At 37.5% G+C, this 11949-nt stretch carries 12 protein-coding genes and 1 riboswitch; of the genes, 8 read left to right on the forward strand and 4 right to left on the reverse strand.

The window, feature by feature from the left end; translation table 11 throughout:
* Nucleotides 1–100 precede the first annotated feature (100 nt).
* On the forward strand, nt 101–1363 hold the full coding sequence (locus tag JNUCC51_RS07335; RefSeq protein WP_337991441.1) for a dicarboxylate/amino acid:cation symporter: 1263 nt from the start codon (nt 101–103) through the stop codon (nt 1361–1363).
* Between the two features lie 204 nt (nt 1364–1567).
* On the opposite strand, the gene JNUCC51_RS07340 is transcribed toward JNUCC51_RS07335, so the two are convergent.
* The 4 genes from JNUCC51_RS07340 to JNUCC51_RS07355 form a co-directional block, all read right to left on the reverse strand.
* Entirely contained in the window at nt 1568–2047 is a 480-nt protein-coding gene (locus tag JNUCC51_RS07340) for a hypothetical protein (RefSeq protein WP_337991442.1), read from the reverse strand.
* 6 nt (nt 2048–2053) lie between these two features.
* On the reverse strand, nt 2054–2716 hold the full coding sequence (locus JNUCC51_RS07345) for a potassium channel family protein (protein ID WP_049668738.1): 663 nt from the start codon (nt 2714–2716) through the stop codon (nt 2054–2056).
* 373 nt (nt 2717–3089) lie between these two features.
* Nucleotides 3090–3542 (reverse strand): TlpA family protein disulfide reductase, encoded by a 453-nt coding sequence (locus JNUCC51_RS07350; protein WP_049668264.1) that lies wholly within the window; start codon nt 3540–3542, stop codon nt 3090–3092.
* A gap of 363 nt (nt 3543–3905) precedes the next feature.
* On the reverse strand, nt 3906–4448 hold the full coding sequence (locus JNUCC51_RS07355) for a peroxiredoxin (protein ID WP_049668263.1): 543 nt from the start codon (nt 4446–4448) through the stop codon (nt 3906–3908).
* A gap of 406 nt (nt 4449–4854) precedes the next feature.
* Here JNUCC51_RS07355 and JNUCC51_RS07360 point away from each other — a divergent pair, with 406 nt between their 5' ends.
* The 7 genes from JNUCC51_RS07360 (at nt 4855) to thiW (ending at nt 11811) form a co-directional block, all read left to right on the forward strand.
* Nucleotides 4855–5397: a helix-turn-helix domain-containing protein gene (locus JNUCC51_RS07360; protein WP_337991443.1), complete on the forward strand. Its 543-nt coding sequence runs from the start codon at nt 4855–4857 to the stop codon at nt 5395–5397.
* Nucleotides 5398–5414: 17 nt separating this feature from the next.
* Entirely contained in the window at nt 5415–6521 is a 1107-nt protein-coding gene (locus JNUCC51_RS07365) for an ABC transporter ATP-binding protein (protein ID WP_337991444.1), read from the forward strand.
* Nucleotides 6511–7323: an ABC transporter permease gene (locus tag JNUCC51_RS07370; RefSeq protein WP_337991445.1), complete on the forward strand. Its 813-nt coding sequence runs from the start codon at nt 6511–6513 to the stop codon at nt 7321–7323. Before JNUCC51_RS07365 ends, JNUCC51_RS07370 begins: the two co-directional genes overlap by 11 nt.
* On the forward strand, nt 7320–8117 hold the full coding sequence (locus JNUCC51_RS07375; protein WP_337991446.1) for an ABC transporter permease: 798 nt from the start codon (nt 7320–7322) through the stop codon (nt 8115–8117). Before JNUCC51_RS07370 ends, JNUCC51_RS07375 begins: the two co-directional genes overlap by 4 nt.
* Nucleotides 8114–9187: an ABC transporter substrate-binding protein gene (locus JNUCC51_RS07380; protein WP_337991447.1), complete on the forward strand. Its 1074-nt coding sequence runs from the start codon at nt 8114–8116 to the stop codon at nt 9185–9187. The genes JNUCC51_RS07375 and JNUCC51_RS07380 overlap by 4 nt, the downstream gene beginning before the upstream one ends.
* A gap of 654 nt (nt 9188–9841) precedes the next feature.
* Entirely contained in the window at nt 9842–11038 is a 1197-nt protein-coding gene (locus JNUCC51_RS07385) for an MFS transporter (RefSeq protein WP_337991448.1), read from the forward strand.
* 66 nt (nt 11039–11104) lie between these two features.
* Nucleotides 11105–11212: riboswitch (TPP riboswitch) on the forward strand.
* A 101-nt stretch (nt 11213–11313) separates the two neighbouring features.
* Nucleotides 11314–11811 carry an energy coupling factor transporter S component ThiW gene (gene thiW / locus JNUCC51_RS07390; RefSeq protein ID WP_337991449.1) on the forward strand — a complete coding sequence of 166 codons (498 nt, stop codon included), beginning with the start codon at nt 11314–11316 and terminating at the stop codon, nt 11809–11811.
* The last annotated feature ends 138 nt before the right edge of the window (nt 11812–11949 follow it).

Raw genomic sequence — 11949 nt, forward strand, 5'->3', positions numbered from 1 at the left:
GTTTCTTATTTTCTAAATCTCTTTTTCCTAAAAGGATTCGCTATGATATTTCTAGTGAAAACGATATCAAAGAGAAAATTTAGAAAAGAGGTAGCATAAAGTGAAATTACTGAAAAATCTGACCGTTCAGGTTATAGCTGCGATCATTCTTGGGGTGATTGTTGGAGCTATCTTCCCTGAGTTTGGTGCAAGCCTTAAAATTTTGGCAGACTTATTCATTAAGCTAATTAAAATGTTAATCGCTCCTATTATCTTCTTAACAGTAGTAATCGGAATCGGTAGTATGGGAGATATGAAAAAGGTTGGAAAAATCGGCGGCAAGGCGTTACTGTATTTCGAAATTGTCTCTACCATTGCCTTAGCAATCGGTATTGCTGTTGCATTAATCGTTAGCCCTGGTTCAGGTTTAGATACATCAGGTGCTGCCGAAGCCGATATCTCAAAATATACAACTGCTGCAGCAGAGTCTGAACAAGGCTTAGGTGCGTTCATCTCTAGCATTATTCCTGAAAACGTTGTAGGTGCACTTGCAACAGGACAATTACTTCCTGTGTTATTCTCAGCAATATTGTTCGGCCTAGCTGCTGCTTCTATTGGCGCACCTGCAAAACCAGTCATCACATTTTTTGAACAAGTGGCAGAAATTTTCTTCAAAATCGTAAGTATGGTGATGAAAATATCTCCAATAGGTGCTTTTGGTGCAATGGCCTATACGATTGGTAATTTTGGTTTGAAATCGTTAAGCAATTTAGGTCTATTAATGGCTGCAGTATACATTACAATGTTCTTATTCGTAGTCTTTGTTTTAGGAACAATCGCAAAATTTTTCGGCTTCAACATTTTTAAATTTATCGCTTATATAAAAGAGGAAATTTTCTTAGTAATTGGTACTTCATCATCTGAATCTGCCTTACCATCTATGATGCGTAAATTAGAAAACTTTGGTTGCTCTAAACAAGTTGTTGGATTAGTAGTACCAACAGGATATTCCTTCAATCTTGATGGAACGTCAATCTATCTATCAATGGCTGCATTATTTATTGCACAAGCATACGGAATGGACTTGACTTGGATTCAAATCATTACACTTCTCGGGATTTTAATGATTACATCTAAAGGAGCCGCTGGTGTAACAGGTTCTGGTTTTATCACATTAGCAGCAACACTTGCTGCTTTCCCAATGATTCCAGTCGAAGGGATTGCGCTATTAATTGGAGTTGACCGCTTCATGTCTGAGGCACGCGCCGTAACAAATTTAATTGGTAACGGTGTAGCTTGTGTAGTCGTATCGAAATCTGAAAAAGAGTTTGATGTAGAAATGCAAGAACGTGCACTTCAAGGAAAAAATACTATTGTGTCCTAAAATCAAATGCGCTAAAGCGCTGGAGAGCCACAAAGCAAAAGTAAGCGCTCCGCCACTTTTGCCCGAGGGATCGAAGCCGAGGATGTAGCGCTTAGCTTAGAGGGTTACTATGTTCTCGGTTATCTACAGGCAAAAAATCTATATTTTCCTTAATTACAAGAAAAGGTAGTGATGACAGCTAGTTGCTGTTTTCACTACCCTTTTTTATTTAACATATTTTTCAAGTAAACGTTGTGTATTTGTTGATTGTTCAAGTGCTTTTTTCTCTTTTGCCCAATATATTAAATATTGCTGATCACCAACATTAAAAACCATCTGCTGTAATTCTTCACTTAGATCAGAGCTAATAGCGACCTTTAAAATATCTACCTCATATAAAGGCTTTCCTTTAATTTCGTAGACAATATGATAGAGTGGCTTTTCTTCAAATATAGCTCGTTCTTTTTTGCTTAGTTTCTTAACATGGCTTAGCGGATAGTTCTCAATATAGGCTGTTGCATCCTGACCTGTTGCTCTAAATAAAGATTGTTTTCCTTTAAATAGCTCGATTGCATCAATTTCTGCAGCGTGATCTAAAACATGAGAAATAGCCTCTTCCTCATTTTTGTCGCGAGACTGCAATGTAAAAGCGCAAATTAGAATAATTGCGGCAAATATAACTAGTTTCCATCTTCGTTTATTCATTTTTCATTACCCATTCAATGCCTTTTTGACAAAGCGGTTAATATCTACATCTGCACCAATGACAAGCATAATATCGCCTAGCAAAATTTTATCACTCGCCTGCGGAGATACGATGATATCTGCACCACGCTTAAGACCTACAATATTAATCCCGTACTTTGCACGAATATCTAAATCCATAATGGAGTAACCTGCAATTGCATCATTAGCTTTAAGCTCCATAATTGAATGTTCATCCGAAAGCTCCAAATAATCAAGCACTGTATTAGACAGCATATTATTGGCAATACGAATCCCCATATCTCGCTCAGGATGCACGACAAAATCTGCACCAATTTTACGCAGTACTTTTTCATGGTAATCATTCTGGGCTTTGACAGTAATCTGCTGCACACCGATTTCTTTTAAAATAATCGTCGTCAAAATACTAGCTTGAATATCTTCACCAATTGCTACGATAACATGCTCAAAATTACGAATACCTAATGAATTTAATACCGATTCATCTGTCGAATCTGCGATAACGGCCTGTGTAGCAATGGAAGCAAACTCATCCACACGCTCTGAGGAATTATCTATCGCCATAACTTGTGCACCTTGACTCATTAGTTCGCGAACAATACTTCCTCCAAAACGTCCAAGTCCAATGACAGCAAACTCTTTTTTCATCATTAAAAATCCCTCCGAAAACTACTATACCATTATTTTAACGTATTCTCTGCTATATGTATCGTCAAAACAAAAGACTATTCGACAATAAAAGCCAATCCTTTGACAAGACCTTTCTGCTTAGTGGCTCTTTTGTTCGGTTGTCGTCTAGTTTTGATAGGTTTGATGTCTTTTTCGCCTCGGGTTGTCCATGGAAGTGATCAGGTCATCTCTTTTTCGCTCGTATCACTTCTACATCCTCCTGCTCTTTTGTTTCAATCAACTCTACTCCTTCTTCGCTCAGAGTAAGTCACATTTGCCGAGCTCTACAATAATCCGTTTTCCATAAAAAAGGACGAAGAATAAAATATCCCCCGCCTCTTAATCTGCTATTTTATGCGTTGCGCATTTCATCTAAAACGCGATTCACACGTTTTTCAAGCATTTTCATACCGCTTCCACCAGCTTGCATGTGACGAAGCTGACCATCTTTATCGAAAACAAAATACGCAGGTACGTATTGGTTTTCAAATGCATCCGTTAGCTTTAATTCGCTATCTACAAAGATTGGTTGAACAATGTCATGCTCTGCTGCTACCGATTTGATTGTTTCTAAATTTGTATCTTCCTCAGAACGTGGCATATGCACTGCAATAACGTTTAACTCATCTTTGTATTGATCACGGAAATTGTTCACATCCGGCATTGCTTCTTTACATAAATGACAACTAACTGACCAGAAGTGGATTAATGTTGGTTTTTCGCCTACTAAATCCGCTTTTGTTACTTCACCATTTAACCAAGTCGTTGCGCCTGCAAGTTCAGGCATTTGTTCACGAAGTTTCATAAAACATTCTCCTTTTTTCCTTTTTCTAGGACTATTATCAAAACGTGTGGTTGATTTCCGTTCCGGCTGGGCGCTTTCCTTGAGTCGCTCAACCTCCACTCCAATCAACTTATTTACATAGTAGACGTTTTAACAAGAGTCACCCATAATTTTGATGAACCTTTTACTATATCAAGTTTAAAAAAATCCCCACAAACGGTGTCGTGGGGACTCTTTATTTTTGAATGATCAATTTCGCCAAGCCTTGAATACAGTTAAAAGGCTGACATAAAACTCTACATCAATTATGCCTCAACATAATTGAGTCCGAAATCGGCTCCGCCAGAAGCTTTAACCCTTCTTTCAGTTGCTGATAGAAGTTAATTATAGAGTTGCTTGACCTGGGCGCCAGTTTGCTGGGCAAAGACCACCAGTTTGTAAAGCTTGAAGTACACGTAAAGTTTCGTCTACATCACGGCCGATGTTGTTATCGAATACTGTTTGGTATTTTAATTCACCTTCTGGGCTGATGATGAATAAGCCGCGTAGTGCGATACCTTCTTCTTCAATTAACACACCATATTCTTGTGAAATTTGGTGATTAGTATCTGCTGCCAATGGGTATTTTAACTCACCAAGACCATTTTTAGTGCGGTCAGTGTTAATCCAAGCTAAGTGAGTGTGGATTGTATCAGTAGAAACACCGATTACTTCTGCATCTAAGTCTTCGAACTCATCGTAACGATCGCTCATTGCAGTGATTTCTGTTGGACATACGAAAGTGAAGTCCATTGGATAGAAGAAAAGAACTGTCCATTTGTCTTGTGCTTTAATATCTTCTAATGATACTTTACCAAATGATTTGTCTGGAAGTACTGCTTCCATTGTAAAGTCAGGTGCTTGTTTACCTACCATGCGTTCTGCCATTATAAATCCCTCCGATTATATATGTAGTGTATATATTCCATTCGCACCAGCGAACTCGTCTTCTACGATAACAGAGTAATCGTAGTTTTTCAAACAAGTAAACTTCACAAAAGTGCTCATTAAAAATTGTCTGACAAATTTCCGTCAAATCCCAAAATGGAATAGCTGCTACAGCATATTTATTAGCTATTTTTAACAAATTTATTCTTATTTAAACGAAATTTTTCTATTCGATATTTATGAATAATTTCTAAAAATTTCATCTACTTTTTTTTAATAAAAAACGATTGCAAATTCTTTTTTATTATGTATAATTGTAATGGTTTTAGTAAACTAAAAGTTTCGTTAAAGTAAACTTCATATTTCAAAAGTTTATGATTGCTAAACTTCTTCTAGGAGGGAAAAGATGCAAATTGGAGCAAAAATTAAAGCGCTTCGTTTAAAAAAAGGTCTTACCCAAGAGGAACTTGGAGAACGTACAGATTTAAGTAAAGGGTATATCTCTCAATTAGAACGTGATCTAAATTCACCTTCCATTGAAACTCTTTTTTCATTATTAGAAGTTTTAGGGTCAACACCTAAGGAATTTTTCGATGATGAAGCACCTGAACAAAAGGTTGTATATACAGAAGAAGATCAATCCACTTATACAGATGAAGAAAAAAAATATGAAATTCAGTGGCTCATTCCTACTTCAAATGAAAAAGAGATGGAGCCTATTTTCTTGACACTTGCTGCTGAGGGGGAATTCAAACAGTTTGAGCCCTCACTCTCGGAAACATTTATTTATGTTGTCGAAGGGCGTATTCGTCTCGTTTTAGGAGATGAACAATACATAGCGAGTGAAGGCAATGCTCTCTATTTTGACGCGACAGATCATCATCAAATTTTTAATGCACATGCTGATGAAACAAAAATTTTACTTGTCGCAACGGATTCATATTTATAGCTTAAGGAGGCACATCTATGACAACGAATTCGATTATCCGCTTTGAAAACGTTTCAAAGTCTTATAATGACGGCACGGTCGTCTTAAAAAACATTAACTTGGAGCTAGAAAAAGGAAAATTCTATACACTGCTAGGTCCTTCTGGTTGTGGTAAAACAACTATTTTACGTATGATTGCTGGATTCACAGAACCAACTACAGGAAATATCTATTTTCATGATAAAAAAATCAACTCAGTACCAGCAAATGAACGCCAAGTAAATACTGTTTTTCAGGATTACGCGTTGTTTCCTCATTTAAATGTCTTTGAAAACGTCGCATTTGGACTTCGCATAAAAAAACTGCCTGAAAATGAAATTAAAAACCGTGTGGCTGAAGCATTAAAATTCGTTAACTTAGCAGGCTATAGCAATCGTGAAATTTCTGAGATGTCAGGTGGTCAACGTCAACGTGTTGCTATCGCTCGTGCGATTGTAAATGATCCTGAAGTAATTTTACTTGATGAGCCTCTTTCTGCTTTAGATTTAAAGCTACGTACAGAAATGCAGTATGAGCTACGAGAATTACAACAACGCCTTGGGAAAACATTTGTCTTTGTTACGCACGACCAAGAAGAAGCACTTGCCATGAGTGATGAAATATTTGTTTTAAGCGAAGGTGAAATTCAACAATCTGGTACACCAGTAGATATTTATGATGAACCAATTAACCGCTTCGTTGCTGATTTTATTGGTGAATCAAATATTGTTCCTGGCGTGATGATTGAAGATTTCAAAGTAGAATTTGCTGGTAAAGCTTTTGAATGTGTTGACCAAGGTATGAGACCAAACGAAAAAATTGATATTGTCATTCGACCAGAAGATTTAGAAATGACAACAATTGATAAAGGCAAACTTGTCGTGACAGTTGATACTCAATTGTTCCGAGGGGTGCATTATGAATTATCCACTTATGACAAAGATGGAAATGAGTGGCTTGTACATTCATTGAAAAAAGCTGAAGTAGGGACAGAAATTGGCTTAGACTTTGATCCAGAAGCAATTCATGTAATGCGCTTAAATGAAACAGAAGAAGAATTCGATAAACGTTTAGAGGCGTATGGAGACGACGAAGATGCAAACTAAGACTTCGAAATCAGCCTTATTTCCTTATGTTTTATGGATTGCACTTTTCGTTATCACACCGATTGCCCTTGTTGTTTACTATTCCCTACTAGACATACATGGCAATTTCACGCTCGATAACTATAAAGCATTCTTTACTTCTGTTTATTTAAAAATGACATTAAGTTCATTCTGGTATGCGTTTTTAATTACGTTCTTTACGTTACTTGTTTCGTATCCAACAGCTTATTTTTTAACAAAAACGAAATATAAGCAGCTTTGGCTTTTACTAATTATTATTCCTTCTTGGATTAATCTTTTGTTAAAAACATATGCCTTTATCGGGATTTTCGGCTTATATGGCCCATTAAATGCATTTATCGAAGTATTTGGTTTTAATCCGAAGCAAATGCTATTCACAGACATTAGCTTTGTGTTCGTATCAGTTTATATTTTTATTCCATTTATGATTTTACCGATTTTCAACTCATTGGATCGTTTAAATCCGGCTCTTATTTATGCAGCACGTGATTTAGGGGCATCTGCCTTTACAACATTCCGTCGCGTTATATTGCCTTTAACAATGGACGGTGTTAAATCAGGAATTCAAGTTGTATTTATTCCTGCATTATCACTTTTCATGATTACTCGTTTAATCGCAGGTAACCGTGTTATTACACTTGGTACAGCTATTGAACAACAATTCCTTGTAACCCAAAACTGGGGAATGGGTTCAACAATTGCTGTTTTCTTAATTTTATTTATGGTCATCATTATGTTAATTACAGGACAGAAAAAGGATAAAGGAGGTCGCGTACGATGACAAAACTATCTGCTACAGCAAGAGTGTATTTAGCGATTGTTTTTATCGTTTTGTATGCACCTATCTTCTATTTAGTCTTCTATTCGTTCAATAGTGGCGGATCGATGAATAATTTTGAGTCCTTTACATTAGAACATTATAAAGCCGTATTTGAGGATTCACGTCTACTCGTTATTCTAATTAACACAGTCATTGTGGCACTACTCTCTGCATTGATTTCTACAATCATCGGGACACTAGGAGCTATTGGCATAGTCACAGTTAAAGATTCCAAAATGCGCAATACCCTACTTTCTTTAAACAATGTATTAATTGTTAGTCCGGATGTCATTATTGGTGCAAGCTTTTTAATTTTATTCACAATGGTCGGCATTAAATTAGGCTTTACTTCTGTGTTATTAGCACATGTAGCGTTCAGTGTCCCGATTGTTGTACTAATGGTCTTACCGAAACTATTAGAAATGAATAAATCTTTAATCGATGCTGCATTGGATTTAGGTGCAACGAAAAAAGATGTTATGATGCGTGTTATTTTACCGTATATTCGACCTGGTATTTTTGCAGGGTTCTTTCTTGCATTAACGTATTCTCTAGATGATTTTGCGGTAACATTTTTCGTGACGGGTAACGGTTTCAGTACTTTATCTGTTGAAATTTACTCTATGGCACGTGCCGGTATTTCCTTAACGGTTAACGCTATTTCTGGTTTAGTATTCTTTGTAACGGTTATCGTCGTAGTTGGCTATTACTTCATTACAAGCCGCGCTAATAAAAGAACGGGGGGAACTCAATGAAGCAATTAATTCAAGCAACAGTCGCAATCCTTGTCGTTTCCGCCCTTTTATTCTATGCTGCTGACGCCCTAAGTGCCGGCGGTGGGAAAAGTGGTAAAGATACATTAACAATCTTTAACTGGGGAGAATATATTGACCCGGATTTGCTGAAGCAATTTGAAAAAGAAACAGGCATTCACGTCATCTATGAAACGTTTGATTCCAATGAAGCAATGATGACAAAAATTCAACAAGGCGGTACGGCTTACGATATTGCAGTACCTTCTGAATATATGATTGAAAAAATGAAGGAAGAAAACTTGCTTATTCCTTTAGATAAAACGAAAATCCCTAATTTTAAAAATATCGATCCTTATTTTTTAGATTTACCATTTGATGACGACAATAAATATTCCGTTCCATATTTCTGGGGAACAGTCGGCATTGTCTATAATCCAAAGCTCGTTGGAAATCTAGACTTCTCATCTTGGAAGGACTTATGGGATCCTTCGTTAAAACGTAAAGTCTTTTTAGTAGACGGTGCACGTGAGGTAATTGGTATGGGCTTAAACAACCTTGGCTACTCTCTAAACTCTTTAAATGACCAGGAGTTGCGTAAAGCTACTGATAAACTAATCACATTGGCGCCAAATGTTAAAGCCATTATTGGAGATGAAATAACACCGCTGATGGTTAATAATGAAGCTGCTGTAGCACTCACTTGGTCTGGTCAAGCAGCAGACATGCTGTCAGAAAATGAAGATTTAGACTTCGCTGTACCAAAAGAAGGCTCAAATTTATGGTTTGACAATATGGTTATCCCAAAAACTTCAAAAAATATTGATGGTGCACATGCTTTCATTAATTTTATGCTAAAAGCTGAATCAGGTGCTAAAAACGCTGATTATGTAGGCTATTCTACCCCTAATGTTGCAGCGATGAAGTTAATGGATAAAGAAGTTGTATCTGATGAGCGTTTCTATCCTTCGAAAGAACAACGTAAAACATTAGAAGTTTATAAAAACCTAGGTCCTGATTACTTAGGCAAATACAATGAACTGTTCTTAGAATTTAAAATGAGTATTCGATAACCTCTATCAATTATGCCTCGGCATAATTGCGTCAGGAATCGGCTTTGTGCTTAGGCCTGCGTGATGCAGGTCAGTTAGCCGTTATCGCTTGGATGCGATGATTTTAGGCTAACATCCTATGTGAACTCCATTCCGATTCCGTGACATCCGCCGTAGGCTTAACTTATTTCAGCAATGTTTTCTGTAACGAAAGTGAAACGGCAGTTACAAATGTCTTTTGTACCGAAAGCGTAGCGACAGGTACAGATGTCTTTTGCGCGAAAGCGTAGCGACAGGTACAGATGTCTTTTGCGCGAAAGCGTAGCGACAGGTACAGATGTCTTTTGCGCGAAAGCGTAGCGACAGGTACAGATGTCTTTTGCGCGAAAGCGTAGCGACAGGTACAGATGTCTTTTGCGCGAAAGCGTAGCGTCAGCAGCAGATGTTTAGACACCCTCTGAAAAGTACCTTAAACCCTTATTCATACCACCACCTATAAAAGTAGGCGACTCCTGCTGAAAGAAGTTAAAGTTGTTCTCACTTTATGTTGAGAACAGCTTTTTTGTTGTTTAGCTGGAGATAAGTTTCTGGGTCTATTTCAGACTTATAGTCAATAGCAAACGTACAAGCCTTGTGGTAGACTGTAGTATATTTGATTAAAGAAAGGGGTATTCGATGACCCAGCAGAAGTCTAATAAGGCGGCTTTGTATATTTTAATGTTTAATATGTTTATCGCAATGGGGAGTATCGGAATTATTATTCCTGTCATGCCTGAGTATTTAAAACTTTTTGGTGCTGCAGGACAAGTACTTGGCATGTTGATTGCAACGTTCGCCTTAGCACAATTCGTATTTTCTCCAATTGCTGGGAATCTTTCCGATCAATATGGTCGTAAAAATCTCATTATTTTCGGTCTTATAGTTACAGGACTTGCACAAATTGGTTTCGGACTATCTACAGATGTGTGGATGCTCTTCTTGGCACGCTTTTTAGGTGGACTTGGATCTGCATTTGTGGCACCTCCTATAATGGCATTTGTGGCTGACGTCACAACATACGAGGAACGTGGAAAAGGTATGGGGATGATAGGGGCAGCAATGTCCTTTGGTTTTATGATTGGACCAGGTATCGGTGGATTCCTCTCAAAAGTAAGTTTACATTTTCCATTTTATACGGCTGGATTTGCAGCTATCTTAGCAGCTATTTTATCGTTCTTTTTATTACCTGCTACAAAACCGAACACAGCGAAAGAGACGCAGAAGCAGGATAATCTTGTAAAGCAGATGGCCCGTTCAGTCCGAATGCCTTATTTTGTCATGCTAATTATCATGCTTGTATTCTCTTTCGGAATTGCTAACTTCCAAACAACATTATCATTATTTGTGACAGAAAAGTTTAATTACACACCTACTGATATCGCCATTATATTAGTAATGGGCGGCGCTTTTGGTGTTGTTGTACAGATGTTTGTTATTACACCGCTGTTTAATCGCTTTGGCGAAATGAAAGTAGTGTTAGTCAATTTATTTATTGCAGCCGTTGCGATTTTCTTAATATTATTCGCATCTGGCTTTGCACTTATTTTAATTGTAGCGACAATCTTCTCTACGGCTACGACATTGATTCGCCCAGCTGTCAACACACTGATTTCAAAGCTTGCTGAAAATGAACAAGGCTATGCAGCTGGTCTGAACAATGCGTATATGAGTCTCGGTAATATGATTGGTCCAGCTTTAGCAGGTCTGTTATTCGATTGGAATATGAACAGTCCTTATATTTTCGGGTCTATTATTTTAATGGCTTGCTTCTTCATTGCCCTTATTTGGACAATGAAAAAAGCACCACACCTTATGCATCCTGATTCAAATTAGTCTGAAAAGTTATTGACTATTTTTAGTAGTGTGCTACATTATTAGGATAAAAACTAACAATTAAATTCTTACCACTAGGGGAGTCTTTAAAAGGCTGAGACGTATATGGTCATATACGGACCCTTTGAACCTGATCTAGTTCACACTAGCGGAGGGAAGTGGCGACACTTGCTTTTTGTTATGTAAATGCAGGGCCGCTTCCTATTGCTTTTAGGAAGCGGCTTTTTTGTCGGGTTTATCAGCGAATCACTAAATACTAAAAAGGAGTCGAAATTATGTCAATTCGAAAATTAACAATCATGGCCTTGTTAGTAGCAATTGCCGTAGCAGGTTCTATCTTTGTTTCAATACCTACGGGGATTGCGCGTGCCTACCCTGTACAACATGCCATTAATGTTATTGGCGCTATCATTCTTGGACCTGTTCCTACCGTTATGGTCGCCTTTGTCACAGCAATCATTCGTATTTTAACAGGCACAGGCTCATTACTAGCTATACCTGGAAGTGTTATTGGTGCAATATGTGCATCTCTCGCCTATAAATACAGCGGCAAGCAATGGCTAGCAGGTGTTGGTGAAATGTTCGGTACAGGTATCATCGCCTCACTCATTGCAGTACCTTACGCACATTTATTAATGGGGACATCTGTTGCTGCTTTATTTTTCATGCCAGCCTTTTTAACTTCAAGTACTATTGGTGCTATCTTAGGCATTGTCGTTGCCAGCAACTTGCGTAAGTCAGTATTTGTAACTAACCTAAATACTCTTCTATAAATCATAAACCCTTTTTGAAGGGATGAGAGATTTATCGGAACAATTTTGAAATTTATCGGAACAATTTCAGACTTTATCGGAATGTTTCTTCGATTTATCAGAACATTTTAGAAAATACAGTATTTTGATGATAGCCAT

Origin of the sequence: Lysinibacillus sp. JNUCC 51 (assembly GCF_015999525.1) — a bacterium.
Lineage (GTDB): Bacteria > Bacillota > Bacilli > Bacillales_A > Planococcaceae > Lysinibacillus > Lysinibacillus xylanilyticus.

Bases quoted from the DNA above. Each gene is read 5' to 3' on its own strand.
- JNUCC51_RS07340 (WP_337991442.1), bottom strand. From the start codon at position 2,047: ATGAATAAACGAAGATGGAAACTAGTTATATTTGCCGCAATTATTCTA.
- JNUCC51_RS07345 (WP_049668738.1), bottom strand. From the start codon at position 2,716: ATGAAAAAAGAGTTTGCTGTCATTGGACTTGGACGTTTTGGAGGAAGT.
- JNUCC51_RS07350 (WP_049668264.1), bottom strand. From the start codon at position 3,542: ATGAAACTTCGTGAACAAATGCCTGAACTTGCAGGCGCAACGACTTGG.
- JNUCC51_RS07355 (WP_049668263.1), bottom strand. From the start codon at position 4,448: ATGGCAGAACGCATGGTAGGTAAACAAGCACCTGACTTTACAATGGAA.
- JNUCC51_RS07360 (WP_337991443.1), top strand. From the start codon at position 4,855: ATGCAAATTGGAGCAAAAATTAAAGCGCTTCGTTTAAAAAAAGGTCTT.
- JNUCC51_RS07365 (WP_337991444.1), top strand. From the start codon at position 5,415: ATGACAACGAATTCGATTATCCGCTTTGAAAACGTTTCAAAGTCTTAT.
- JNUCC51_RS07370 (WP_337991445.1), top strand. From the start codon at position 6,511: ATGCAAACTAAGACTTCGAAATCAGCCTTATTTCCTTATGTTTTATGG.
- JNUCC51_RS07375 (WP_337991446.1), top strand. From the start codon at position 7,320: ATGACAAAACTATCTGCTACAGCAAGAGTGTATTTAGCGATTGTTTTT.
- JNUCC51_RS07380 (WP_337991447.1), top strand. From the start codon at position 8,114: ATGAAGCAATTAATTCAAGCAACAGTCGCAATCCTTGTCGTTTCCGCC.
- JNUCC51_RS07385 (WP_337991448.1), top strand. From the start codon at position 9,842: ATGACCCAGCAGAAGTCTAATAAGGCGGCTTTGTATATTTTAATGTTT.
- thiW (WP_337991449.1), top strand. From the start codon at position 11,314: ATGTCAATTCGAAAATTAACAATCATGGCCTTGTTAGTAGCAATTGCC.